Annotated in this window: 20 protein-coding genes, 1 tRNA gene and 1 pseudogene; 5 read left to right on the top strand and 17 right to left on the bottom strand. The window is 72.4% G+C overall.

The features are described from left to right. Positions 1-26: 26 nt before the first annotated feature. From ACFYP3_RS04710 to ACFYP3_RS04690, 5 genes and pseudogenes are all read right to left on the bottom strand, one after another. Complete coding sequence (locus tag ACFYP3_RS04710) at positions 27-641, bottom strand: PadR family transcriptional regulator (protein ID WP_388826692.1); 615 nt, start codon at positions 639-641, stop codon at positions 27-29. A 24-nt stretch (positions 642-665) separates the two neighbouring features. After that, positions 666-1,178, bottom strand: coding sequence for a DinB family protein (locus ACFYP3_RS04705; protein ID WP_388826689.1), 513 nt, complete (start codon positions 1,176-1,178; stop codon positions 666-668). 109 nt (positions 1,179-1,287) lie between these two features. Beyond that, a pseudogene (mrdA, locus tag ACFYP3_RS04700) lies at positions 1,288-3,363 on the bottom strand (penicillin-binding protein 2); the annotation flags it as partial. A 41-nt stretch (positions 3,364-3,404) separates the two neighbouring features. Continuing rightward, positions 3,405-4,862: an aldehyde dehydrogenase family protein gene (locus tag ACFYP3_RS04695; protein ID WP_388826686.1), complete on the bottom strand. Its 1,458-nt coding sequence runs from the start codon at positions 4,860-4,862 to the stop codon at positions 3,405-3,407. Between the two features lie 89 nt (positions 4,863-4,951). Then, entirely contained in the window at positions 4,952-5,830 is an 879-nt protein-coding gene (locus ACFYP3_RS04690; protein ID WP_365471702.1) for a helix-turn-helix transcriptional regulator, read from the bottom strand. 340 nt (positions 5,831-6,170) lie between these two features. Between ACFYP3_RS04690 and ACFYP3_RS04685 the strand changes: the two genes are divergently transcribed. Continuing rightward, complete coding sequence (locus tag ACFYP3_RS04685) at positions 6,171-6,680, top strand: ATP-binding protein (protein ID WP_388826682.1); 510 nt, start codon at positions 6,171-6,173, stop codon at positions 6,678-6,680. 102 nt (positions 6,681-6,782) lie between these two features. Here the strand turns inward: ACFYP3_RS04685 and ACFYP3_RS04680 are convergent, their stop codons facing one another. Further along, positions 6,783-7,028, bottom strand: coding sequence for a DUF397 domain-containing protein (locus tag ACFYP3_RS04680; RefSeq protein ID WP_030656519.1), 246 nt, complete (start codon positions 7,026-7,028; stop codon positions 6,783-6,785). 187 nt (positions 7,029-7,215) lie between these two features. Here ACFYP3_RS04680 and tatA point away from each other — a divergent pair, with 187 nt between their 5' ends. After that, complete coding sequence (gene tatA, locus ACFYP3_RS04675) at positions 7,216-7,416, top strand: Sec-independent protein translocase subunit TatA (protein ID WP_388826679.1); 201 nt, start codon at positions 7,216-7,218, stop codon at positions 7,414-7,416. Between the two features lie 49 nt (positions 7,417-7,465). Here the strand turns inward: tatA and ACFYP3_RS04670 are convergent, their stop codons facing one another. Further along, on the bottom strand, positions 7,466-8,623 hold the full coding sequence (locus ACFYP3_RS04670) for a DUF2786 domain-containing protein (protein WP_388826898.1): 1,158 nt from the start codon (positions 8,621-8,623) through the stop codon (positions 7,466-7,468). A gap of 196 nt (positions 8,624-8,819) precedes the next feature. Here ACFYP3_RS04670 and ACFYP3_RS04665 point away from each other — a divergent pair, with 196 nt between their 5' ends. Beyond that, positions 8,820-10,520, top strand: coding sequence for a bifunctional 3'-5' exonuclease/DNA polymerase (locus ACFYP3_RS04665; protein ID WP_388826676.1), 1,701 nt, complete (start codon positions 8,820-8,822; stop codon positions 10,518-10,520). 94 nt (positions 10,521-10,614) lie between these two features. Here ACFYP3_RS04665 and ACFYP3_RS04660 read toward each other — a convergent pair whose 3' ends face one another. From ACFYP3_RS04660 to ACFYP3_RS04645, 4 genes are all read right to left on the bottom strand, one after another. Continuing rightward, complete coding sequence (locus tag ACFYP3_RS04660; RefSeq protein ID WP_388826673.1) at positions 10,615-11,901, bottom strand: hypothetical protein; 1,287 nt, start codon at positions 11,899-11,901, stop codon at positions 10,615-10,617. Between the two features lie 85 nt (positions 11,902-11,986). Next, a complete protein-coding gene (locus ACFYP3_RS04655) occupies positions 11,987-12,508 on the bottom strand; it encodes a SigE family RNA polymerase sigma factor (protein ID WP_388826670.1) in 522 nt (173 codons plus the stop codon). Positions 12,509-12,585: 77 nt separating this feature from the next. Next, positions 12,586-13,101, bottom strand: coding sequence for a GNAT family N-acetyltransferase (locus ACFYP3_RS04650; RefSeq protein ID WP_388826667.1), 516 nt, complete (start codon positions 13,099-13,101; stop codon positions 12,586-12,588). 112 nt (positions 13,102-13,213) lie between these two features. Further along, a complete protein-coding gene (locus tag ACFYP3_RS04645; protein WP_388826663.1) occupies positions 13,214-14,464 on the bottom strand; it encodes a serine hydrolase domain-containing protein in 1,251 nt (416 codons plus the stop codon). A gap of 142 nt (positions 14,465-14,606) precedes the next feature. Here ACFYP3_RS04645 and ACFYP3_RS04640 point away from each other — a divergent pair, with 142 nt between their 5' ends. Continuing rightward, entirely contained in the window at positions 14,607-16,196 is a 1,590-nt protein-coding gene (locus ACFYP3_RS04640; RefSeq protein ID WP_388826660.1) for a PQQ-binding-like beta-propeller repeat protein, read from the top strand. 32 nt (positions 16,197-16,228) lie between these two features. Further along, positions 16,229-17,077 (top strand): hypothetical protein, encoded by an 849-nt coding sequence (locus ACFYP3_RS04635; RefSeq protein ID WP_388826657.1) that lies wholly within the window; start codon positions 16,229-16,231, stop codon positions 17,075-17,077. A gap of 42 nt (positions 17,078-17,119) precedes the next feature. Here the strand turns inward: ACFYP3_RS04635 and ACFYP3_RS04630 are convergent, their stop codons facing one another. The 6 genes from ACFYP3_RS04630 to tmk all read right to left on the bottom strand — a co-directional run bounded on the left by ACFYP3_RS04630 (position 17,120) and on the right by tmk (position 25,566). Further along, positions 17,120-18,130: a quinone oxidoreductase family protein gene (locus ACFYP3_RS04630; RefSeq protein ID WP_388826654.1), complete on the bottom strand. Its 1,011-nt coding sequence runs from the start codon at positions 18,128-18,130 to the stop codon at positions 17,120-17,122. Between the two features lie 270 nt (positions 18,131-18,400). After that, positions 18,401-18,474: transfer RNA gene (locus ACFYP3_RS04625), tRNA-Thr, on the bottom strand. Between the two features lie 258 nt (positions 18,475-18,732). After that, a complete protein-coding gene (locus ACFYP3_RS04620) occupies positions 18,733-19,179 on the bottom strand; it encodes a hypothetical protein (protein ID WP_388826652.1) in 447 nt (148 codons plus the stop codon). Between the two features lie 58 nt (positions 19,180-19,237). Next, positions 19,238-20,833 carry an alpha/beta hydrolase gene (locus ACFYP3_RS04615; protein WP_388826649.1) on the bottom strand — a complete coding sequence of 532 codons (1,596 nt, stop codon included), beginning with the start codon at positions 20,831-20,833 and terminating at the stop codon, positions 19,238-19,240. Positions 20,834-21,072: 239 nt separating this feature from the next. Then, positions 21,073-22,284, bottom strand: a complete 1,212-nt coding sequence (locus ACFYP3_RS04610; protein ID WP_388826646.1) for a DNA polymerase III subunit delta' — start codon at positions 22,282-22,284, stop codon at positions 21,073-21,075. Positions 22,285-22,356: 72 nt separating this feature from the next. Next, entirely contained in the window at positions 22,357-25,566 is a 3,210-nt protein-coding gene (gene tmk / locus ACFYP3_RS04605) for a dTMP kinase (protein ID WP_388826643.1), read from the bottom strand. Positions 25,567-25,776: the final 210 nt, after the last annotated feature.

Genomic DNA, 25,776 nt, shown 5'->3' with positions numbered 1-25,776 from the left:
GCTAGTCAAACTTGATTAGGCGGGGTTCAGGCGTAGGGGTTCTCCTGGCCGTCCGCCAGGACCCCGACGAACGGGTCGCCGCCCTCCCCCGCGAAGGAGTACGCGCCCGCCTCGATCCGGGCGATCAGACCGCGGGTCCACTCCGCCTCGGCGTCCGCCGAATGGACCCAGCGGTGCATGATCTCGCCGATGTGCCCCAGCGCCTGGGGGCCTTCCTCGGGCGTGTAGTAGTCCGTCACCGACGTCCGCCACGCCGCCAGCTTCGCCAGCCGCTCCCCCAGCAGGGCCAGGACCTCCGCCCGGGGCAGGTCGACCATGAAGCCGATCGCCGCCGAAAGGAGGTCCGTCTTCTGGTCGAACGCCGCCAGGGCCTCGCGGAGCAGCTTGAAGTACTCCTCGCGGCCCGCGTCCGTCACCTCGTACTCCGTGCGCGGCGGCCCGCCCGCCGCGCTCGGCGCCACCTCGTGGGCGTGCAGGACGCCCTGCTTCGCCATCTGCTTGAGCGCGTGGTAGATCGAGCCGGGCTTGGTGTTGGACCACTCGTGGGCGCCCCAGTACTCCAGGTCGTTGCGCACCTGGTACCCGTGCGCCCGCCCGTGCTGGCGGACCGCGCCGAGGACGAGAAGCCTGATCGCTGACATGCGGCCAGGCTAGTGGCCGGGCCCTCAGCCCATGGCGCGGGTGCCGTCCAGCGACTCGCGGACGATGTCCGCGTGGCCCGCGTGCCGGGCGAACTCCTCCACCAGGTGCAGGAGCATCCAGCGCATCGAGACCTTGCCGTTCTCGGGGAACCAGGGCGCCGGCGGGAGCGGGAAGGTCTCGTCGAGGCTGGGCACGGCGGCGATGAACGCCTCCGTCTCCTTCGCCACCCCGTCCCAGAAGGCCAGCACGCCCGGCATGGACTCGCCCTCGACCAGCCGGAAGGCGTCGCCCCAGCTCTCCTCGCTGTGCTGCCGCTCGTTCGGCGCCTGCTGGGCCATCCGCAGCCAGGACAGCTCGCACTCCGCCGCGTGCTTGAGCAGCCCCGACAGGGAGAGCTCGCTGACGCTGGGGCGGCTCGCCGCCTGCTCCTCGGTCAGTCCCTGCGCCGCCTCGCGCAGGGCGGCCCGCTGGGACTCGACGAAGGCGAGGAGCGTGCCGCGCTCGTCGCCGGGCACCTCGGTGGAAATCTGGGCCATGACAGGACCGCCTCTTCGTGTCGGGTGCCGGGGGTCCTCCCCCCGACACCTCCCACGCTACGGAGCCTTGCGGTCAGCTCCTGTCCTAGAGGACCGCTCAGTTCGGGGAAATCTCCCCGTCCGGGCGAACCGCGGGCAGCGCGTCGGCCGGCTTCGGCAGCAGGGCCTTGCTGAGGTCCTGCTTGCCCGTCGGGTCCAGCCCGTACATCGCCTCGTAGATGCTGCGGACCGCGGGCCCCGACGCACCCGATCCGGTACCGCCCTGGGAGATCGTCATGACGATCGCGTAGTCCTCGGTGTAGGAGGCGAACCACGAGGTGGTCTGCTTGCCCTGCACCTCGGCCGTGCCGGTCTTGGCGTGCATCGGGATCTGCTTCTGCGGCCAGCCCCCGAAGCGCCAGGCGGCGCTGCCGTTGGTGGCCACGCCGGCGAGGGCCTCGTCGATGTCGTCGCGGGTCTTGCGGTCCATCGGCAGCCTGCCCTGCTCCTTCGGCGCGATCTCCTGGACCGACTTCCCGTCGGCGCTGACGATCGCCTTGCCGACGCTGGGCTGGTGGAGGGTGCCGCCGTTGGCGATGGCCGCGTAGACGGAGGCCATCTGGACCGGGGTGACGAGGGTGTCGCCCTGGCCGATCGAGTAGTTGATGGCGTCGCCCTCGCGCAACTGGTTGCCCTGCCGGCAGTTCTCGTAGGCGATCTTCTCGGCGAAGCTGCCGTTCTTCTTGCCGTCCCGGCACCAGGCGTCCTTGTTCGCCTCGAAGAAGTCCTGCTTCCACTTGCGGTCGGGGACCCGGCCGGGCACCTCGTTCGGCAGGTCGATGCCGGTGCGCTTGCCCAGCCCGAACTCGTGCGCGGTCTTGAAGAACCAGTCGTTCGGGTCCTTCTTCGGCCTGATGCCGCCGTCCTTCTTCCACTCCTGGTCGGCGAGGGCGTAGTAGACCGTGTCGCAGGAGACCTCCAGGGCCCGGCCGATGGTGATGTCACCGTGGCCCTGCGACTCGAAGTTCGTGAAGGTCTGGCTGCCGACCGAGTAGGAGCTGGGGCACGGGTAGCGGTTGTTGAACGGGTATCCGGCGTTGACCGCGGCGGTCGAGGTGACCACCTTGAAGATCGAGCCCGGCGCCGCCTGCGCCTGGATCGCCCGGTTCAGCAGCGGATAGTTGGAGTCCTTGTCGGTCAGGCCGGCGTAGTCCTTGGCGGAGATCCCGCCCACCCAGGCGTTCGGGTCGTAGGTCGGGTTCGAGGCCATCGCGACGACGCGGCCCGTCTTGGTCTCCATCACCACGACGGCGCCCGAGTCGGCCTCGTAGTTGCGGCCGGTGTTCCGGTCGTTGACCTTGCGGGCCTCGACCATCGCGTGGTTCAGCTCGCGCTCGGCCACCGCCTGCACCCGCGAGTCGATCGAGGTCACGACGTTCGAGCCGGGCTGCGCCGGGTCGGTCTCGCCCTGCCCGATGACCCGGCCGAGGTTGTCCACCTCGTAGCGGGTGATGCCCGCCTTCCCGCGCAGCTCCTTGTCGTAGGTGCGCTCCAGGCCGGAGCGGCCCACCTGGTCGGAGCGCAGGTACGGCGAGTCCGTCTTCTTGGCCTTGGCGATCTCCTCGTCGGTGACCGGCGAAAGGTAGCCCAGCACCTGGGAGGTGTTGGCCTCGTCCGGGGCCGCGTAGCGGCGCAGGGCGGTCGCCTCGGCCGTGATGCCCGGGAAGTCCTCGGGGTGCTCGCGGATCTGCAGGGCCTGTTCGGTGGTCGCCTCGTCGCTGACCGGGATCGGCTGGTACGGCGATCCGTTCCAGCAGGGCTGCTTCGTCTTGGCGTCGCACAGCCGGACCTTGTCGACGACCTCCTGGGCGTCCATGCCGAGGACCCCGGCGAGCCGGGTCAGCACGGACCTGCCCTTGTCCTTCATGGTCAGCAGCTCGGTGCGGCTGGCGGACACCACGAGGTGGGTGGCGTTGTCGGCGAGCGGGACGCCGCGCGAGTCGAGGATCGAGCCGCGGACGGCGGGCTGGACGACCTGCTGGACGTGGTTGTTCTTCGCCTCGTCCGTGTACTCCTGGCCATTGCGTATCTGGAGGTACCAGAGCCGCCCGCCCAGGGTGAGCAGCAGCGAGAAGACCACGATCTGGATGACGACGAGACGGTTCTGGACCCGAGGGGTCCGCCCGGTCTCCGGTATGTTGCTCAACGCTGATCTCCCCCGGACGCATGCCGTACGCCCGGCTGAGTCTAGAACGGGAAGCGGCTCCGTCCGTGCTGCACGGAGATCCACTTTTGGGTGGTGAAGGCCTCGATCGTGGCCTCGCCGTTGAGTCTGCCCAGGCCGGAGGCTTTCTCACCACCGAACGCGGCCAGCGGTTCGTCCCCGATCGTGGAGTCGTTGACGTGCATCATGCCCGTCTCGATGCGCTGTGCGAAGCGGACGCCCCGCTCCACGTCCCGGGTGTGGACGGCGCCGCTCAGGCCGTACGGGGTGGCGTTGGTCAGCCGTACGGCCTCGTCCTCGCCGTCGAAGACCACCAGCAGGGCCACCGGGCCGAAGATCTCCTGGCCGAGCAGCGGGGAGTCCTCGGGGAGCCCTGCGAGCACGGTCGGTTCGACGAGGTTGCCGCGCGTAGACCCCCGTACGAGCGCCTGCGCGCCGGATTCCACGGCCTGGTCCACGAGTGCGGTCAGGGCGTCGGCCTGGAAGGAGTTGATCAGCGGGCCGATGTGGGTGTCGGCCTCGTGCGGGTCGCCCGTCTTCAGGCCGCGCACGCGGGCGATGAACTTCTCCGTGAACTCCTCGGCGACGCAGGCGTCGACGAGGATGCGGTTGGCGGCCATGCAGACCTGGCCCTGGTAGACGAAGCGGCTGAAGACGGCCGCGTCCACCGCGTAGTCGAGGTCGGCGTCGTCGAGGACGACGAGCGCGCTGTTGCCGCTGAGTTCGAGGACCGTGCGTTTGAAGTGGCGGGCGGCGACCGCCCCGACGTGCCGGCCGACCCGGTCCGAGCCCGCGAAGGAGATGACCTTCGGGACGGGGTGGGTCAGGAGCGCGTCGCCTATCTCGGCTATGTCGGTGACCAGGACGTTCAGCAGGCCGGCCGGCAGTCCCGCGTCCTCGAAGATCTTGGCGATGAGCCCGCCGCCCACGACCGGCGCGTTCTGGTTCGGCTTGATGACGACCGCGTTGCCCAGCGCCAGGGCCGGGGCGATCGACTTCAGGGTGACCAGGAAGGGGAAGTTGAAGGGGCTGATCACGGTGACGACGCCGACGGGGAGCCGCTGGACGCGGTTCTCCTTGCCCTCGACCGGCGAGGCGAGGATCCTGCCCTCGGGCCGGACGGCCAGCTGGATCGACTCGCGGATGAACTCCTTGGCGAGGTACACCTCGTACTCGGCCTTGGGACGGGTCCCGCCGAGCTCGTCGATCATCGCCTCGACGATCTCCTTCTCGCGCTCCTCGGTGATCCGGAGGGCGCGTTCCAGGACCGTGCGTCTGATGTACGGGCTGGTGGCCGCCCACTCCGCCTGGGCGCGCTCGGCGCCGCGGTAGGCCTGGTCCACCTGCTCGACGGTGGCCACGGTGATGGCCGCGAGCTTCTCCCCGTTGTACGGGTTGACGTCGATGATGTCCCACGAACCGGTGCCGGCCAGCCATTCGCCGTCGATGTACTGGTGAGCCAGGTCGCTGAATATGGACATGCCATCCCTTACTGCGAGCGCGCACCCGTGCGCTGCACCGGAGACCGATCGGTCATCATGCACTGATCAGACGTCATACTACGTGCGAATCAAGACAGTTGGAGCAGGCCACGGAGAAGATCCCTGGTCCGGTCGGGGTCGGGGCAGTCGGCCTGGAGTCGCTCCATCGCCCGCCCGTACTGACCCACTTCCTCGTCTTTGTCCAGGTAGAGGGCGCTGGTGAGCTGTTCCAGATAGACGATGTCCTGGAGGTCCGACTCCGGGAAGCGCAGCAGGGTGAAGGCTCCGCTCTCGCCCGCGTGGCCGCCGAAGGAGAAGGGCATCACCTGGAGCTGCACGTTGGGCCGCTGGGAGACCTCGATGAGGTGCTCCAGCTGACCGCGCATGACGTTGCGGTCGCCGTACGGGCGGCGCAGCGCGGCCTCGTCGAGGACGGCGTGGAAGACCGGGGCGTTCTCGGAGACGAGGACCTTCTGCCGCTCCAGGCGCAGGGCCACGCGGCGGTCGATCTCGGCCGCGGTGGCACCGGGCATGCCGCGGCTGACGACGGCGTGGGCGTAGGCCTCCGTCTGCAGCAGGCCGTGGACGAACTGGACCTCGTAGATCCGGATGAGCGAGGCGGCGCCCTCCAGGCCGATGTACGTCTGGAACCAGCCCGGCAGCACGTCGCCGTAACTGTGCCACCAGCCCGTCGCGTTGGCCTCGCGGACCAGTCCCAGCAGGGACTCGCGCTCCGCGGTGTCCGTGACGCCGTAGAGCGTCAGGAGGTCCTCTACGTCCCTTGCCTTGAAGCTCACCCTTCCCAACTCCAAGCGGCTGATCTTCGATTCGGATGCGCGGATCGAGTAGCCGGCCGCCTCACGGGTGATGCCGCGGGATTCTCGGAGTCGCCTGAGCTGGGAGCCCAGGAGGATGCGGCGCACCACAGAACCGCTTGCTTCTGCGGTCACTAGTACTGCCCTCCCCATCGCATTGGCGTGCGCGTGGTGTGCGCGTGCGTCGCGGGGCCCCCGTACCCCAGGGCCCGCAGTCTGCCACCAAAACGCATCGGCTCGTACTCGTTCTGTAACGGAATCCCGCCTCCGGGAAAAGAAGTCCGCAAGGATGCGTAGGAAGAAATGAGCAAGAACCGTCACGGGAGTGGACAGGTCCGGCGCGTGCACGTGCATCTGCCCTTGCATCCGGCTCACGCATTCGGAACGATGGTCCCCGCGCACCTGCGTGCTCTTCGCGCCGGCGCCGGACCCACCCCGCAGTTCTCTTTGGACGAAGCCGCCGCTTCGTCCGCGAATCCCGGGAGTGCCTCGCATGGGGACGAATGGATCGACCATGCTCGAGCCGTTACGGCAGGGGCTTCCCCCGGTCGACCCCACGGCTGTCTCCGGGTCCGCCTCCTGCGCTCTGCCCGCACGGTTCGACGCGGTGCGGGGCGCGCGCACTTTCACCCGGTCGACGCTCTCCCAGTGGGGCCTCGACGGCCGCTTCGACGACGTGGCCCTCGTCGTCTCCGAGCTCGTCACCAACGCGTTGCGCCATGCCCTGCCGCAGGACGCGCGGGGCGCGGACGCCGAGCCGGAGCCGCCGGTACGGCTGCACCTGATGCGGTGGAGCACCCGACTGGTGTGCGCGGTGCGCGACCCCAGCGAGGACCGGCCCGGCGGGGCCTTCTCACCGGAGCGCACGGAGGAGAACTTCGACCTGGAGTCCGGGCGCGGGCTGTTCCTGGTGGACTCGTACAGCGACAGCTGGGGCTGGCACCCGCTCGCGGGGCGGCTCACCGGCAAGGTGGTCTGGGCGCTGTTCCTGCTCCACGACTGACCCGGCCGGTACAGGCCACGGGCGCACGACACTGGCCGGGATCGATCACTGCGATCGGTCCCGGCCAGTGCACGTGCATGGCTTGATGAATGCGCCGTTCCGTCAGCCGATCAAGTGATCGAACTCGCCGTCCTTGACGCCCAGGAGCAGGGCCTCTATCTCGGCCGGCGTGTAGACGAGCGCCGGTCCGTCCGGAAAGCGCGAGTTGCGCATGGCGACGTCGCCTCCCGGCAGCTTCGCGAACTCCACGCAGGAACCCTGCGAGTTGCTGTGTCTGCTCTTCTGCCACGTCAGCTCAAACAAGGAAGCGAGTTCTGCAGCTGCCATCCCGTTGTACGCGTGGTCCACAGGAAGCCCCCGATAGTGCAGATGTCAACTCCTCCGGATCATAGCTGTGTTCAATGGCGGCTGCACGGGCAGATGCACGTGCACGCGGGGTGGTTCGTTGATCACAGACAGGTCCGCCCGCAGGGTCGAAGGGCAAAGGCTTTCAGGACTTCTTCAGATTTGTCCGGACCGCCGGCCTGCGTGTTCCATGGGCCGACCGTCCGAAAGGGGAGCGCCCGTGTTCCACAACGCCGTCCAGCCCTGGCACCTGCTGATCGTCCTCGTGGTCTGCCTGCTGGTGTTCGGTTCCAAGAGGCTGCCCGACATGGCCCGCTCACTGGGCAGATCGGTGCGCATCCTGAAGTCGGAGGCCCGGGCCCTGCGCGCGGAGGACGAGCCGAGGCCCTAAGTCGTCTCTTTCGGATCCTGCCGGTCAGGCAGGATCCGAAAGAGACGACCTAGCGGGGCAGCGGCTTCCGCCTGCCGCCCATGTGGGCGCGGTCGGCGGCGGCCGTGCCGTCCTCCCAGCCCGCGTGATCGGTGGCGCCGCGCAGCCGGGTCGTCGTGGTGCGGGGGAACATCTCGTCGGCCCGTGAGGTGACGGCGACATCGCGCGCCACGAGCGCGGGCAGGTTGTCCGGGGCCTCGCTCGCCGTGTGTTCGGCCGTCTCGGCGAGCCGGTGGCCGAGCCGGCTGGCGTAGGCGAGCAGGAAGGACTGCCTGAAGGTCTTAGTCCGCTTGCGCCCGCCCGAGCGCTGCGCGGCCTCGGCGCGGGTCATCGCCGCCGTGCCCTGGACGAGCAGCGAGGTGTACAGCAGCTCGACCGCCTCCAGGTCGCTCTCGAAGCCGACCACCGTGGAGAACTCGAACCCGCTGTTCCACACCGCCCGGCAGCGGTTCGCGGTGGCCACCGCGTCGAGCAGTACCGCCTTCGCCTCCTCGTACGGCGGCTCCACGCCGATCCGGCAGGCCCCGGGCGCCCGGGCCGGTCCCCTGCCGCTCGCCGCGAGCAGCGCCTCGTCCACGGTGTGCCGGGCCATCAGCTCCTGGGCCTTGGCGCTGAGCGCCTCCGCCTCCTCGGGGAAGGTGGTCGCCTCGGCCTTGGCGAGCAGTGCCCGGATCCGGCCCAGCATGCGCGGCTCGATGTGCGCGTGCTCCAGGGCGTCGGCGGCCGGGTCCCCGGGAACGGGACCCACCGGTTCGATGGAGGGCAGCCGGATCAGCAGCCGCAGCACCTCCAGGAAGGCGGTGGCCAGCGTGAACCGGTCCGCCCGTTCCCGCTGCGCGAGCCGTTCCGCGTACGTGTCGTCGCCGGTCCACCACACCTCGGCGTCGGTCCACCGCTCGGGAAGCCGGGCGTAGCGGCGCGCCTCGGCGGCGATCAGGTCCCCGGTGATCCGCAGGTGCCGCTCGTCGAGGTCCCGGCGGACGAGCCGCAGCACGTCCGCGGGCCGCCACCCCCGTTCCCACCCCTGCCGTACGTACGCCTCCCCGCGCGCCAGCAGCTCCCGCCCGACCCCGCCCCACCGCCCCTGATCGGCGACGAGCATCGAGGCCCCGGTGTCCAGCCCGGCGTCGTCCTGGGCATGGAGGGCGGCGGCAAAGGCCCGATCCACGATCTCGGCAAGCTCTCTCACACCTCCCAGCTTGGCATGTCCCCACCTCCGGCCCGGCGGGCCGGCCTGCCCGCCGGTGGTCGGGGCGCCGGGGGTCCCGCGGGAGGGTCCGGCGCCGGCGCCCGCGGCAACGGCGCCGCACCCGCCCGGCCCGGCGGGACCGCCCCTGTCAGACCCCGGTGGGACACTCGCACCCATGAGCGACCCCACCCCCCGCTGGGCCCTCGCCGAGGACGCCGACGGCTGGTGGCACGCGACGCCCGTACCGCCCACGGAGGGAGCCCGGCTCCGCGTCCGCGATCCGGCCGAGGCGGTCCGCGCCGCCCCGCCCGGCACCCGCTGGGTCTGGCGGTCCACCGCCGCGGTGTATCCCCGCCTGCTCGCGGCCGGTGCCCGCGTCGAGCGCTGCCACGACATCGAGGACGCCGAGCTGCTGCTCCTCGGCCACGAGGGCCGCTTCGGCGAGCCCCGCTCGGCGGCGGCCGCCTGGGCCCGCCTCACCCACGCCCCCGTACCGCCCGATCCGCGCCCGCGCGCCGCCGAGCCCCGCGCCCAGGACTCCCTCTTCGACCCGCAGCCGACCCCCGTCCCCCTGGACGCCCTCCTCGCCGTCCACGCCGACCAGGTGAAACGGCTCGCTGCCACCGCCCACCCCGACCGGATGCGGCTGCTGACCGCGGCCGAGTCCGCGGCCTTCCTCGTCGCCGCCGAGATGAACCGCGCGGGCCTGCCCTGGCGGGCCGACGTGCACCGCGCCCTGCTGACCGAACTGCTCGGCGAGCGGTACGCGGGCGGCGGGGAGCCCCGGCGTCTCGCCGAGCTGGCCGACCGCGTCTCGGCCGCCTTCGGCAGGCGGGTGCGCCCCGAGCTGCCGGCCGACGTCATCAAGGCCTTCGCCGAGGCCGGGATCAAGCTCAAGTCCACCCGCCGGTGGGAGATCCAGGAGCTGGACCATCCGGCCGTGGAGCCGTTGCTCGCGTACAAGAAGCTGTACCGGATCTACACCGCCCACGGCTGGAGCTGGCTCGCGGACTGGGTCCACGACGGCCGCTTCCGCCCGGAGTTCATCCCCGGCGGCACCCTGACCGGCCGCTGGGTCACCAACGGCGGCGGCGCCCTGCAGATCCCCAAGGTGATCCGCCGGGCCGTGGTGGCCGACCCCGGCTGGCGGCTCGTCGTGGCCGACGCCGACCAGATGGAACCGCGGGTGCTCGCCGCGATCTCCCGCGACCCCGCCTTCATGGAGGTGGCGGGGCGGCCGGAGGACCTCTACACCGCCGTCTCCCGGCAGGGCTTCTCCGGCGACCGGGACAAGGCCAAGATCGCCGTTCTCGGCGCCGTCTACGGCCAGACCTCCGGGGACGGCCTGAAGAACCTGGCCGCGCTCCGCCGCCGCTTCCCCCGGGCCGTGGCGTACGTGGACGACGCGGCGAAGGCGGGCGAGGAGGGCCGGCTCGTACGGACCTGGCTCGGCCGCACCTGTCCGCCGCCCGTCTCCGCGCGCGACGACGACGGGGACGGCGACGGCGGTCCGGGCGGCGGCGAGGCCGGGATCCCCCAGGACGGGGACGGCGAGGGGTGGACCCCGAGCTACGCCTCCACCAACACCCGGGCCCGCGGCCGGTTCACCCGGAACTTCGTGGTCCAGGGCAGCGCCGCCGACTGGGCCCTGCTGCTGCTCGCGGCCCTGCGGCAGGCGACCGCCGGGATGCGCGCCGAGCTGGTGTTCTTCCAGCACGACGAGGTGATCGTGCACTGCCCGGCCGAGGAGGCCGAGGCCGTCGCGGAGGCGATCCGCGCGGCCGGCGACCGGGCCGGCCGGATCGCCTTCGGCGACACCCCGGTCCGGTTCCCCTTCACCACGGCGGTCGTCGAGTGCTACGCCGACGCCAAGTAGCACCCGGCGGGAACGGTGGCACCTCCCAGCAGCGGCCAGGGGAGCAGGAGCCGGTCAGGCAGGATCCGCTCGGGCAAGATCCGAAAGGGACGGCCTAGTTCCGGGTGCGGTTCCACCCCGGCGCGAGCGCGAGCGCCTTCAGCCGGTCCAGCGTCAGCGCGGGCTCCTCCCGGGTGGCCGTGCCGTTCTGGTCGGCGGTGTTGAAGGCGGAGACCACCACCCGCAGCCCGTCCGTGCGGATCGTGTCCACCTTCCACTCGGTCACGCCCTTCCCCTTCTCGCCGGGGCCCTGCGTGACCCGCACCAGGGTGCCGTCCGGCTGCGGCGGCAGGTTGGGGCCCGGGAAGCCGGAGTGGCCGGAGTCCCGGTCCTCGCTCAGGTTGAGCTGGAGCAGGGACCTGCCCTTGCCGTCGTCGAAGACGACGTAGCCGTAACGGCCCTCCCCGCCCCGGGAGACGACCGGGATCCTGACCCCCAGCCCGGGCAGCAGCTCCTCCAGTGCCTCCACGGCCGGCCGGTCCCGCAGCGCGGTCGGCGAGCCGGTGCGGGTCTGCGCCCCCGTCCCGGCCTCGGGCGCCGGCTGCGCCTCCGGTTCGACCGCCGGCAGGTCCATCAGCGCCGGGTACCACAGGTCCGAGGTGACCAGGGTCTTCAACTGGTCGATCGGCAGGGGCGGGTTGCTCCGGGAGACGGCGGCGCCCTTCTCGGCGGGGGCGTTCCACTCGTTCGCCTCGACCATGAAGCCCTGCGGGGTCACGCGCACGGCCCGCCAGACCTTGGTGTCCTCCCGCCGGTCCGTGTACTCGTAGCCCTTGTGGAGCAGCACCGTCGAACCGTCCGCCAACTGCTCGGTCCCGCAGTAGTCGTACCGTTCCAGGTTCTTGTCCCCGCACTCGGTCCCCGCGCGGGCCTGGTTCCCGTACGGGTCCACCCGGTTGAGGCTGAGGCTGACGGCCGCCTTGCCCTTCCCGTCGTCGTACACGCCGGAGGCCGTCGGCACCTGGTCGTCGGTCCCCCGCCCGACCGGCCCGGTCAGCTGCCCGCCGGGCAGGAGCGCCCGCAGGTTCGCGATCATCTGCTCGGCCGTGACGCGGCCCGAGCCGGCCCGCGGCCCCTTGTCGTCGCCGGTCGGGGTCGGGGGCGCCGCGACGTACACCGAGGTAGTGCCCGCGTTGCCGTCGAGCAGACCGCCGGCGTAGGCGCCCGCCGCCGCGATCAGGGCCAGGGCCAGCACCGATCCGCCGGCGACGGCGGCCCGGCGGCGCACCGCCACCAGCCGTCGGCCGCGCTGCTCGCCGGCTTCCGCGAGGGCGTCCCGGTCGGCCGTGAAACCGTCACCCGCACGCCGGAGGGCTACGCCGAGTTCATCTTCGAAGGGCATGGGGAAGTGGACCTTCCGTTTCAAGGATGGGGTGAGGAAGAGGAGGGAACGGGACCGGGGGGCCGGTCCGGCAGTGCCGGCGCCCTCAGAGGTCCGCGAACTCGGTGAGGCTCCCGCCCAGTTGGTCCCGCAGCCGGGCCAACGCCCGTGAGGTCCGGGTACGGACCGCCGCCGAGCTGGCGTTCATCGCGTCCGCGGTCTCCTCGACGCTGCGGTCCTCCCAGTACCGCAGCACCAGCACCGCCCGGTCCTTGGGGGCCAGCCGCCCCAGCGCCTCCAGCAGCGTCAGCCGCAGCTCCGGATCGGCGCCGCCGGCCGCGGCGGCCGTCGCACCCGAGTCGGGGAACTCCCCGACCGGGCGCTCTCCCGCCGACCGGCGGCGCTGGTGCGTGAGGAAGGCCCGCACCAGCACCGTCTGCGCGTAGGCCGCCGGATTGTCGATGCGGGAGATCCGCCCCCAGCGCAGGTACATCCGGCCCAGGGTCTCCTGGACCAGGTCCTCCGCGAGATGGGTGTCCCCGCTCGCCAGTAGACATGCCGACCGGTACAGATGGCCCGAGCGGCCCGCCGCGAACTCACGGAACCCGTCTCTGCGACCGTGCCGCATTCGTTCCCCCTCGCGTCCGTCTCACCCCATTGACGCGGCGACCGTGCGGGAATGTTTCACCCCGCGGTCGGAGTCAATCAGCCCAGGTCGTGGAAGTACACGTGGAACTCCTCACGGACGAACCCCTCCGCCTCGTACAGCCCCTGCGCGACCGTGTTGTCGTACGCGGTCTCCAGCTGTACGCCCGACACCCCGGCCTCGCGGGCCCGGCGCAGCACGTCGCGCAGCAGCGCCCGGCCGGCACCGGTGCGGCGGCCGGCGGGGGCGACGTAGAGGTCGTTGAGCACCCACGCGGTGCTCAGGGAGAGGGACGAGAAGGCGCGGTAGACCTGCGCGAAGCCGACCGTGCCGAGCCCCGGGACCTCGGCGAGCAGGACGAGCGACTCGTCCTTCGCGATCCGCTCGGCGAGGAAGTCCCGCGGACCGTCCGGGTCTTCGACGTCCACCTCGTAGAAGTCGAGGTAGCCGCGGAACAGCGCGGCCGCCGTGTCGAGGTCCGCCTCGCCGGCGGCCCGGACGGCCACCGCTCCCGCCGCCCCGCCCGCCCCCTGCGGGGACCGGATGTCCTGCCGTGCTGCTGCCTGACCGCTCATGTACGTCTCACATCTCCCTGAAGGGTGTCTCGCGCCGCGACCATGGTGCACGGACGGCGCGGATCCGCACCAGCGGTCCGGGGGAGGACCGTTGGGCCGCGAGGAGGCCCGTTCAGTGCCCGGTGACGGGCTGGGCGGGCAGGGTGAAGACGTGCTCGGGGGTCACGATCTCGGTGATCGCCCGGCCGAACAGCGTGCTGGGCTCGCTGCCCTGGTACGCGGTGTCGGTGTTGAGCAGCACGACCAGCGTGGCCTGCGCCTGCGGCAGGTACACGGTCAGCGACTGGTAGCCGGGCAGTGAACCGTTGTGCCCGATCCAGCCCTGGACGTTGAAGATGCCCAGGCCGTAGCCGGTGCCCGGGAGCGCGTCGATCACCTTCAGCCGCTCGGCCTGGGTGGCGGGGGTCAGCAGGGTCCCGGTCGCCAGGGTCTTCGCCCAGCTGCGCATGTCGGTGAGGTCGGAGATCATCGCACCGGCCGCCCAGCCCCAGGACGGGTTCCAGTCGGTGGCGTCCTCGGTCTTGCCGGTGGCCGTCTGGTCCGTGTAGCCGTGGGCGTGCGGTTCGGGGAACTCCGCACCCGTCGGGAACAGCGTGTGCTTCAGCCCGGCGGGTGTGACGACCTCCTGGTCGATGTAGTCGGCGAGGCGCATCCCGCTGACCTTCTCCACCACCAGTCCGAGCAGGATCAGGTTGGTGTTGTCGTAGTAGAACTTCGCGCCCGGCTCGAAGAGCACCGGGTGCTTGAAGGAGTACGCGAGCAGCTCCTGCGGGGTGAAGGGCCGCCGCGGATCACTGGTCAGCGCCTTGAAGAACTCTTCGTCCGCGGAGTAGTTGAAGAGGCCGCTGCGCATGTCCGCCAGCTGGCGCAGGGTGATCCGGTCGCCGTTCGGGACCCCCGCGACGTACTTGCCGATCGGGTCGTCCAGTCCGACCTTGCCGTCGTCCACCAGCTCCAGCAGTGCGGTCACGGTGAAGGTCTTCGTCTCGCTGCCGATCCGCATGTTCAGGCCGGGGGTCATCGGCGCGCCCGTCGCCTTGTCGGCGACGCCGAAGGCCCGTACGTACTCGCCCTTGCCCGGCGCCGACAGGGCCACGATCACCCCGGGCACCTTCGCCTCGGTCATCACCTTGCGGACCGCGTCGTCCAACTGCCGGGCCACGGCGGGGGTCAGCTGCGGAAACGCGCCGGAGGCGGGCGTGGGCGACGGAACCGGGACCGTCACCGTCGGGGCGGGCGCCGTCGCGTCCCGCGCGTACGCGGCCGCCGGTCCGACCGCGGCCGCGGCGGGCGGTGCCAAGAGGCCGGCCGCCACCGCCACCACCGCTGCGAACACTGCCGACCTGCGCCGATGCGTAGTCATACCCGGCCTCCTCGCACACCAGGACAGGAGCCCACTCAGTCCAACGTAGCCCTGCGGCCCCGGCCGGGCGACCTGAAGGGGCACGGCGAAGAAGTCTAAAAATCTATTCTAGAAAGGGTCCTGTACCGGCCACACTCTCCCCATGAGCGATGAGCAGTGGCGCGGCGGCTTCGGACCCCCGCCCGAACCGTTCGAACCGCAGCCGCGGCCGCAGCCGCCCGCGGCGGCGCAGCCACAGCCGCCGGCACCGGCACTGCCGGTTCCGGCCTCCGGGGGCTCCGCGGCGGGTGGTGGCCTCGGCGGCCGGTTCAAGCGCCGGCCGGCCGTCCTGACGGCACTGGGCGTGGCCGTCCTGCTCACCGTCGGCGGCGGTGTGTACTTCGCGGTCGGCGACGGCCGCGACGGGTCCTCCCGGGCCGAGCCCTCGTCCTCGCCCTCGATCGACAAGGGCGACGGCAAGGGCCCCGGCGTCGGCCCCGACACCTATGACCCCAACGCCGGCATCAAACCCGGTGAGGCCAAGGTCTGGCTGCGCGACAACCAGATCGAGCTCGGCGGCTCGGGGACCGGCCAGTACGGCCCGTGGCGGGTGGGCGACGCGGTGGTCAAGGCGATCGCCACCGAGATCACCGCCTACGGTGCGGCCGACGGCCAGGACAAGTGGAAGATCCCGCTCCCGACCCCGCTCTGCGCGGTTCCGCCGGCCCCGACCGCGGACGGCAAACTGGTCGTCGGGCTGAAGGAGAGCGGCTCGGACAGCTCGCACTGCACACACCTCCAGCTGATCGACCTCGCCACGGGCAAAACCGGATGGAAGGTGGCGGTGCCGGCGGAGAACGCGTACGACTCCTCGAACGAGTTCGAGATCGCGATCAGCGGTGACACCGTGGCCCTCGCCCGGTCTGCGGTCATGAGCGGCTTCTCGGTCACCGACGGCAGGAAGCTCTTCGGCACGTCGAAGACGGACGGATGCACCCCGTCCGGTTTTGCCGGGGGGTCCCGGCTGATCGGCGTCCGCAACTGCTTCGACCTGAAGGACCCCACCGCGCGCGGCCAGTCGATGGTCGAGGAGCTGGATCCGGCCACGGGCGCTTCCAAGTGGGCCTACAAGTACGACAAGGGCTGGACCGTCGGCCGGGTGCTCTCCGTGAACCCGGTGGTGGTCGCCGCGCACCACGAGGACCGCAAGACCTGGAACATCACGGCGTTCGCGGCCGACGGCAAGGTCCGCTCGCAGGGCCCCGCCGCGTTCGGGGTCAGCGGCCGGTGCAACGGCTTCGGCAACGCGGGCAGGCACCAGGAGTGCTACGCCGCGGTGGCCGACGCCGACACCCTCTACATCGGCGCCGGCAAGCCCGCCGCCACCCTGGACACCGAGGAGACCAACCAGGTCGTCGCCGTCGACCTGAACACGGGCAAGGAGCGGTGGCGCACCGCGGAGCAGCCCAAGAACCGCACCATGTGGCCGCTGGCGATCGAGGAGGGCAGGGTCCTCGTGTACGTCTCCCCCGGCAGCGGCGCGGCGGCCTCGGTCGTCTCGCTGGCACCGGCGGACGGCGCCTCGCAGCCCGTCCTGCAGAGCCCGGCCGTGTCCGCCGGAGCGGCGAGCGTCTTCTACTCCCACGGCATCCGCACCACCTGGTCGGGCGGACGAGTGTTCCTGCTCAACGGCCGGGTCTACAGCCCGGAGCCCAAGAAGAAGAGCCGCGCGATCCTCTCGTTCGGCAAGTAGCGTCCCGCAGTCCCGCACCCCAGGAGGGGCACGTGCAGAACCCGTACCAACAGCCGAACGAGCCGGGCGCCCTGTACGAGCCGCCCCTCCCCCATCCCCCGCACCCCGCGCAAGCCCCCCAGTCGCCCCAGTCGCCCCAGCCGCCGCAGAAGCGCACCAACCGGCTCATGATGGCGCTCACGGCTCTGATGGCCGTGGGGGCCATCGCCGCGGTGACGGCCGTCATCATGGCCAGGGACGAGCAGGACGGCCCCCCGGACCCGTCGAAACCGCTGATCGCGGGCTGGAAGACGGTGGTCAACCCCAAGCACGGCACCTCGTTCGACGTCCCGCCGGACTGGGAGGTCCTCTCGCCGGACGTCTTCAGCGGCCACGGGGACGACAAAGACCCCGACAAGCTCCTCATCGGACACACGGCGCCCGCCTTCTACAAGTCCCAGTGGTGCAGCATCGACGGCGACGGCGACGGCGTGGTCTCCGACTTCCCGCTCGGCAGCGTCGGCACCAAGGGCGCCGAAGGCGCCAAGGACACCACCGAGGTCGCCGAGAAGAACGCCCCGACCTGGGTCTACGCCGCCTTCACCCAGCCCGACAAGAGCGTCGTGAAGTGGGACAAGCCCGTGGAGTACACGACGCGGTACGGCCTCAAGGGCACCTACGTCAAAGCCCACTCCGAGGGCGCCGAACAACCCCACCGCTGCGCCGGCGACGGCCAGTCGATCGTCTTCGCCTTCAAGAACTCCGCGGGCGCCTTCGCGGCCTGGGACTTCTACGGCCGCACCGGCGTCCCCGGCGCCGTCCCCGACTCCCTGATCATGCGCATCCTCAGCACCGTCCGCCTCACCCCCACGGCGACCCCCACGGCCACCCCCACCCCGTAGCTTGATCTCGGCCTGCCGGGTGCCCGACCTCGTCACCCGCGATCAGCTCTGCGTCTCCTCGCGGCGTCCGACAGCGGCCGCACCGGGTACGAGGAGCAGCTTGCCGGTCGTACGCCGAGCCTCCAGATCACTGTGGGCCCGGGCGGCCTCGGACAAGGCGTAGCGGCCCGTCACGGTGACCTCGAGAGCCTTGGAACGCACCCACTCGAACACATCGGCGGCCCGTCGGAGCAGCTCCGACCGATCGGCGATGTAGTGCCCGAGGCTGGGCCGGATCAGGGTCAGCGAACCGCCCTGGGCGAGCCGCATCGGATCGAACGGCGGCACGGCACCACTCGCCGCGCCGAAGAGCACGAGATGGCCGCGGGTGCGCAGGCTGGCGAGGCTCGCGTCGAAGGTGTGCGCGCCGACGCCGTCGAAGACGACCGGCAGTCCCTGACCGCCGTTGAGCCGCCTCACCTCGGCTGCGAGATCGTCGACTGCGGAGGAGAGGATCACCTCGGCGGCCCCGGCCCGCTTCGCCAGCTCGGCCTTCGCCGTGGTCGACGTGGTGCCGATCACCCTGCCGCCGAGATGGGTGATGAGCTGGGTCAGAAGCAGCCCCATGCCACCGGCAGCCGCATGCACGAGCACTGTGTCGCCCCCCTGAACCGGGTAGGCGTCCTTGATGAGATAGTGCGCGGTCATGCCTTGGAGGAGCACGGCGGCGGCTGTCTCGAAGCCGATGTCGTCGGGCAGCGGCACCAGCCGGGAGGCGTCCACGACGGCCCGCTCGGCATACGTGCCGGGGATCTCCACCCAACCGACCCGGTCCCCGACTGCGACGTCAGCGACGCCGGGTCCCACTTCGACGACCGTGCCGGCGCCCTCGGCGCCCGGGGTGAAGGGCAGCGGGAGGCTGTACCGGCCTTCGCGGTGGTAGACGTCGAGGAAGTTGACCCCGGATGCGGCGACCTCCACGAGCGCCTCGCCCGGACCCGGCCGCGGCTGCTCCACCTCGGCCTCCTGCAACACCTCGGGACCGCCCACTTCGTGCACCTGAATCGCTCGCATGGCCCTCCAATGACGGTTTATCCCCCAGCAACCCCGTTGACGGCGATCCGATTCCCGGCAGGCGGACCAGTCCGCAGACTCGACGTGCCCCGGCGTCGGCCGTGCCCGGCCAACTGCTCGGCCCACAAGGGCTACAAGCGCGGCTGCCCACAGCTGTGCGCTCTCACGGGAGGCGATGCGCCGGATGGGCGAGGCGCACGTCGGCGGCGCACGATCCGGAAAATAGCAAAAGCCCCAGGTCACGGCGAGTGAGTCCTGGGGCTTCTACAGAGCCGCCTTCGGGATTCGAACCCGAGACCTACGCATTACGAGTGCGTTGCTCTGGCCAACTGAGCTAAGGCGGCACCGCTGGTTTGACAAGTATTCCCTCGAAGAGGGGCGCTCATCAGCAGCGGCGCCAAGTCTACAGGGTGTGGACGGGTGCCCTGAACCGGGTTCTGCGGGGGTGAGGCGGAGGTCACAGACCGGGACGGATACGCCGTATTCGGGGCATCGCCTGCTGTGCGTCCGCCGGGCGTTGGGCGAGGCTCGCCGGGCGGTGCGCCAGCCCGCTGCCGGCGTCGGCGGCGCCCCGGTCATGCCGTTCACCGTCTTCCGGATCCCTACCAGGCCGGGCGCGGGTCCCGCAGTTCCTTCGGGGTCTGTTCGGGCAGCCAGGTGTGGCCGACGTCCGTGCGCCACAGGAAGCCGGGGCTCGGCGGGTACTCCTGGGTGGCCGGGGCCGGCTTGTGGAAGCGCTCCGTGCCCGGAAGCGGCACCTCCACCAGCCGCCCCTCACGGAACATCCACAGCCCGAAGCAGTCGTCCTCCTCGTCGTGGAGCATGACCTGCACGCACTCGGGCGAATTCCACGGCAGCCCCTCCAGGTCCTTCAGGATCCCCGCGCGCTGGCTCTCCCGGTAGAACTCCAGGAACCACCCGCCGACGAACCAGTCGGGTATCCGCTCGAACCGGCCGCGCCAGCTGCGTGACTCGTCGTACCGCGTCAGCGGCTCCATCACCTCGTTCTCGTACCGGGCCAGCACGAGGACCTGCGCCATTCTGCTCATGGCCGGATTTCACCGTCCACGGCCCGGCACGGGCAAGTCCATTACCGGGGCGGCGGCCTCAGCACTTCTTGCCGTCCGCCGGCGCCTTGCCCTCCAGCAGGTAGCGGTTGATCGCGGTGTCGATGCAGTCGCTGCCGCGCCCGTACGCCGTGTGGCCGTCGCCGTCATAGGTGAGGAGGGTGCCCGAATCGAGCTGGCCGGCGAGCGCCTGCGCCCACTTGTACGGGGTCGCCGGATCCCTGGTGGTGCCCACCACCACGATCGGCTGGGCGCCCTTCGCGGTCAGCTTCTCCGGCCTGCCCGTGGCCGCCACCGGCCAGTACGCGCAGTTCAGCGAGGCCCAGGCCAGACCCGCGCCGAAGACCGGAGAGGCCTTCTCGAAGGAGGGCAGCGCGGCATCGACCGCGGCCGGGTCCTTGAAGGCCGGGGGCTGGTCGAGGCAGTTCACGGCGGCGTTCGCGAACATCAGGTTGGCGTACTTGCCGTCCGCGTCGCGCTCGTAGTAGCTGTCGGCCAGGCTGAGCAGGCCCGACCCGTCGCCGTTCATCGCCGCCGTGAGCGCCTCGCGCAGCTGCGGCCAGGCGCTCTCGTCGTACAGCGCCGCGATCACCCCGGTCGTGGCGAGGGACTCGCCGAGCGGGCGGTCCGCGTCCCCGCTGGGCACCGGCTGGGCGTCGACCTTGCGGAAGAACTCCTTCAGGCGCGCCGCCACCGCGTCCGGGTCGCCCTTGCCGAGCGGGCAGTCGGGCTGCTTCGCGCAGTCCTTGGCGAAGGAGGTGAAGGCCGTCTCGAACCCTGCCGTCTGATCCCGGTTCAGGTCGATCGCGGACCGGGTGGGGTCCATCGCACCGTCCAGGACCAGTCGGCCGACGCGGTCCGGGAACAGGTCGGCGTACGTCGCCCCGAGGAAGGTGCCGTACGAGGCCCCGACGTAGTTGAGCTTCTTGTCGCCGAGCACGGCGCGCAGCAGGTCCATGTCGCGGGCGGCGTCGACGGTGGAGACGTGCGGCAGCACCCGCTGCGAGCGCTCGTGGCAGCCGGCCGCGAACTTCTTGAAGGCGGCCACCAGCGCGGCCCGCTCGGCCGGGTCGTCCGGCGTCTGGTCCACCTGCGTGTAGGCGTCCATGGCCGGGCCGGTCAGGCACTCGACGGGGCTGCTGCGGTCCACCCCGCGCGGGTCGAAGGAGACCATGTCGTACCGGGCGCGGACCGGCGCGGGGTAGCCGATGCCCGCGTACGCCTGCAGGTAGCCGATGCCCGAGCCACCCGGGCCGCCCGGGTTGACCACGAGCGAGCCGAGCCGTTTGCCGGGACCGGTGGCCACCCGGCGCGCCACCGCGATGTCGACGTCCTGGCCGGAGCGGGGGTTCGCGTAGTCCAGGGGGGCCTTCATCGTGGAGCACTGGAATCCGGGGACACCGCAGTCCCGCCAGGTCAGTTTCTGCTCGTAGTACGGGCGCAGCGCGGCGCCGTCGGGTGACGGCCGGGCCGACCACCGGCCGGCCGGCGTCCCGGAGGGCTCGGCGCGCGGGCCGTCCGAACCGCCCGCGACGGCGCGGGGAGCGTCCAGGCCGCCCGAGGTGCACCCGGAGAGCAGCAACCCGGCGGCTGCGATCACGGTCCCGGTCGTACGCAGCAGGCGACTGGTGTCCATCCCCGGAGCGTACGGCCGCCGGAGGGCGCCGGGGGGCTCTTCCGCGGCCGGACGGCTGCGGGCCTAACGTGGCCCCCGCCGGGCGGCGCACGGAGCGGGCCCCTCCCGGCCGTGGCGGCCGGTCCGCCCATACGGGTGAGTCCGTCAACCGGGTGTGGATCCGCGACGACGGCCGGGCAGCGGACAAACCCTCGCCCGGCGGTGGCCCGACGGCAGCCCGGTTGCGGCCCGGCGGCCGGTCAGCCCGCGCGCAGTGCCATCGTCATCGCCTCGACCGCGAGGAGGGGGGCGACGTTGCGGTCGAGGGCCTCGCGGCAGGCGATGATCGCCTCGATCCGGCGCAGGGTCCGCTCCGGGCCCGAGGCCCGTGCGATCCGGTCGAGGTCGTGCCGTATCTCCTCGTTGGCGATGGCCACGGACGAGCCGAGCTGCAGGGCCAGGACGTCCCGGTAGAAGCCGGTGAGGTCGCTCAGTGCCACGTCGAGGGTGTCGCGCTGGGTCCTGGTCCGGCGGCGCTTCTGCCGGTCCTCCAGCTCCTTCATCACGCCCGCCGTGCCGCGCGGCATCCGGCTGCCGGCGCCCGCTCCGGCGCCGAGCGCGGCCCGCAGCTCCTCGGTCTCCTTGGTGTCGACCTCCTCCGCGACCTGCTTGGCGTCCTCGGCGGCGGTGTCGCAGAGCTCCTGCGCGGCTTTCAGGCAGGCTCCGACGTCGTCCACCCGCAGCGGCAGCTTCAGGACCGTCGCCCTGCGCGCCCGGGCCTCCTCGTCGGTGGCCAGCCGACGGGCGCGGTCCACGTGCCCCTGCGTGGCCCTGGCGGCGGCCAGGGCGACCGTCGGCTCCACGCCGTCCCGCCGGACCAGCATGTCGGCGACGGCGGCGACCGACGGGGTGCTGAGGTTGAGGTGGCGGCAGCGGGAGCGGATCGTGGGCAGCACGTCCTCCACGGAGGGCGAGCACAGCAACCAGACCGTACGGGGCGCGGGCTCCTCCACGGCCTTGAGGACCGCGTTCGCGGACTTCTCGTTCAGCCGCTCGGCGTCCTCGACCAGGATGACCTGCCAGCGGCCGGTGGCGGGGGACGTGTAGGACTTGCGGACCGTGTCCCGCATGTCGGCGACGAGGACCTGGCTGCCGACCGCGACGACGGTGGAGACGTCCGCGTGCGTGCCGACCATCGTGGTGTGGCAGCCGTCGCAGAACCCGCAGCCGGGCTCACCCCCGAGGGCGCGGTCGGGGCTGGTGCACTGCAGGGCGGCCGCGAAGGCCCGGGCGGCGGTGACCCGCCCGGCTCCGGGCGGACCGGTGAACAGCCAGGCATGGGTCATCTTGGACGCCTCGGGCGGGGCGGTTCCGTTCGTGATGGCCGTGACCAGGGCGTCGGCGTCGCGGGCGGCGGCGGACAGCTGGGCCTGGACCCTCTCCTGTCCCACCAGGTCGTCCCATACGGGCATCCCGCCCACCACCTTTCACTCTCCGTACACCCATTGTGGCGGGCGCCACTGACAATCCGGTCCGCCCCGAGGTCAGCGGCGGCGCGGTTCCCGTTCGCCCTCGTCGTCCTCGTCGTCCCGGTGGCGGCCCAGCAGTTCGTCCGCCAGCGTCGGCAGATCGTCCAGCGGGGTCTCCTCGGCCCAGTCCGGGCGCGGCCGCTTCGGCCGGCCGTCCTCGCCGAGCACGGGGAGCTCCCGCGTCCGGTCGTTGGTCGAGTCACGGAAGATGCCCGAGGGCACCCGGTCGGCCGGGTCCTCCTCGGGGCGCCGGGCCGTCGGCCGCGAAGCGGACCGGGACCGGCTGGAGGCGGCGCCGGCGTCGCCGCCCTGCGGGGCTGCGGCCGGGCGGACCGGCGGCAGCACCGCCGTCTCGTCGACCGGGCGGACGGGGGGCAGTACGGCCGTCTCCTCGGCGGACGCCCGCTCGACCTTCGGCACCGGGACGGTCTGGGTGACGTCGTCCGGCTGGACGACCCGCTTGACCACCGGCGTCTCGACCGTCACCGCGTCGTCCGGGTGCGGCTCCTTCGTCATGGGCACCTTGGGAGCCGGGGCGGGCGCAGGAGCCGGCGTGGGAGCCGGAGCAGGCGCAGGCGCCGGGGCAGCCGCCGAAGCCGCAGCGGCCTCCGCAGCGGCAGCCGCGGCCGCGGCCTTCGCCGCCGCCTCGGCCGACGCGGCCTCCACCAGCCGGCGGGCCTCCTCGGCCTTCAGCAGGGCCTCCTCGGCGCGCCGCTGCTTCTCCAGCCGCCGCTCCTCGGCCTCGGCCCGCAGCCGGGCCTCTTCCTCGGCCTGCCGGCGCAGCCGCTCGGCCTCCGCAGCGCGGGCCTTCTCCTCGGCCTCCGCGCGCAGCCGCTCGGCCTCGGCCCTGGCCCGGGCCTCCTCCTCGGCGCGCTGCCGCTCCTCGGCGGCCTTGCGCGCGGCCTCGGCCTCCGCCTTGATCCGTGCTTCCTCGGCCTCGCGCGCCAGCCGGGCCTCCTCCTCGGCCCGGAGCCGCGCTTCCTCCGCCTTGCGGGCCGCCTCTTCCTCGGCCTTGCGCCGGGCCTCCTCCTCGGCGAGGCGCCGGGCCTCCGCCTGGGCGGCCACCTCGGCCTCGGAGAGCGGGAGCATCCGGTCCAGGCGGTGGCGCACGACGGTGGTCACCGAGTCCGGGTCCTGGCCCGCGTCGACCACCAGGTAGCGCCCGGGGTCGGACGCGGCGAGCGTCAGGAAGCCGGAGCGCACCCGCTGGTGGAACTCCGCCGGCTCCGACTCCAGCCGGTCCGGTGCCTCCGTGAAGCGCTCCCGCGCCGCCTCCGGCGACACGTCGAGCAGGACGGTCAGGTTCGGCACGAGCCCGTCGGTCGCCCAGCGCGAGATCCGCGCGATCTCGGTCGGGGACAGGTCACGGCCGGCGCCCTGGTAGGCCACCGAGGAGTCGATGTAACGGTCCGAGATGACGACCGCGCCGCGCTCCAGGGCCGGGCGCACCACGGTGTCCACGTGTTCCGCGCGGTCGGCGGCGTACAGCAGCGCCTCGGCGCGGTTCGAGAGTCCGGCGGAGGACACGTCGAGCAGGATCGAGCGGAGCCGCTTGCCCACGGGGGTCGCCCCGGGCTCGCGGGTCACGACGACCTCGTGGCCCTTGTCCCGGATCCAGGCGGCCAGCGCCTCGACCTGGGTGGACTTGCCGGCGCCGTCGCCGCCCTCCAGGGCGATGAAGAACCCGGTGTCGGACGCGGCCTGCACCGGCTCCCCGCCGCGCAGCGCCTCGCGCAGGTCGCGCCGCAGGGGTACGCCGCTGCGGTCGTCGGCCTTGGTGAGCACCACGACGGCCACCGGCAGCAGCAGGGCGCCGACCAGCATCAGGGTGAAGGCGGCGCCGCCGTGCGCGAAGACGACCTCGGCGCCGGTCAGCCGGTGCGGGCCGATCAGCGCGGCGAGCGCCGGAGCGCCGACGGCGCCGAGCGCCACCGCCACCCGTACGACCGCCTGGAGGTGCTCGGTGACCCGGGCCCGGCGGAACTCCTCGGTCTCCTGGTCCAGCAGCGTGTGGCCGGCGTTGGCGGCGATGCCCGCGGCGACGCCGGCGAGCAGCGAGAGGAAGAGCACGGTCGCGGTGTCCGGGACGAGGCCGGTCAGCAGCAGCGCGAGCCCGGTCACCGCTATGGCGAGGGCCAGCAGCCGGCGCCGGGACAGGCCGGGCAGGACCTTGCCGGCCTGGGTGGCGCGGATTCCGACGGCGGTGCCGCCGACCAGCGCGAGGACGAACAGCGCGAAGGCGGCCGGGCCACCGCCCAGGTCGAAGGCGTGCAGGACGGCCACGGCCACGGCGCAGGACACCGCTCCGGCGACCGCTGCGCAGCTGAGGACCAGCAGGGGGATGGCGCCCGTACGGCCCTTGTCGGGGCGGTCGCCCGCCTTGGGGGCGCGCAGGCCCTCCAGCGGGGAACGCGGGCGCGGGGTCGCCCCGGTGGGCAGCACCAGCGGGAGCAGCAGCGAGACCGACGCGGCGAACAGTCCGGCGGCCACGTACGAGCCGAGGGCGGCCTGGTTCGCGGCGAACCAGTCCACGCCGAGGCCGAGCGCCTTGCCCACGAGGGTCGCGGCGAGCAGCGCGGCCGCGGCGACGGGGAGCGCCGCGAAAGCCGTACGCAGGGTCAGCCGCCGCAGCGCGTCCAGGTGGTCCGGGAGCGGTCGTACGGTCGCGCCCTCCGGCGGCGGCGCGGGCAGCAGGGCGGGCGCCGCGCTCTCCTTGGCGAGCGTCCACAGCCGCTCGGCGGCGCCGGAGACGAAGACGGTGGCCAGCAGCGCGGTGAGCGCGTGGGCCGGGATCCAGTCGAGCCAGAGCGGCGCGACGACGAAGAGGCCGATGCGGACCCCGTCGGCGCCGATCATCGTCCAGCGGCGGTCCAGCTTGCCGCCCGAGCCGAGGAGCCCGGCGAACGGGCCGAGGAGGACCGCGCCGAAGAGCAGGGTGGCGAGGATCCGGACCCCGAAGACGGCGGCGACGGCGAGGGCCGCGCCGCGGTATCCGCCGCCGAAGGCCCCTTCCGTGGCCGCGGCCTGGAGGGCCAGCAGCACCAGCACCAGCAGGGCGAGGGCGTCTCCGATGCCGCTCACCAGCTGCGCGCTCCACAGCCGGCGCAGCCTGGGGGTGCGCAGCAGTGCGCGCACCGCACGCTCGCGGGAATCCGCGGCTAGGGCTTCGTCGTAGGTGGGGTTCGCCGGGGCGGTCACGACCGTTGGCTGCTCGGCTCGCGTCATCCGCCCAGCCTATCCGCTGCGCTTGGCGGGTGCGGAAGCCTGTGGACAAGGCCGGGTGTGACTCCGGACCCACCTTCCCGGACCCGCCTTCCCGGCGCTCCCGCCCCGGCCCCGGACCCCGCGCCGCGCACGCCGGCGGGGCCGGATCCGGCTCGGGCGGACGAAGAGCCCCGTACCGGTCGGGCACGGGGCTCTTCGTACGGACGGTTC

Origin of the sequence: Streptomyces sp. NPDC005533 (assembly GCF_042871845.1) — a bacterium.
Classification (GTDB): domain Bacteria; phylum Actinomycetota; class Actinomycetes; order Streptomycetales; family Streptomycetaceae; genus Streptomyces.
Note: the sequence above shows the minus strand (reverse complement) of the source record. Positions and strands in the feature narration are given on the sequence as shown.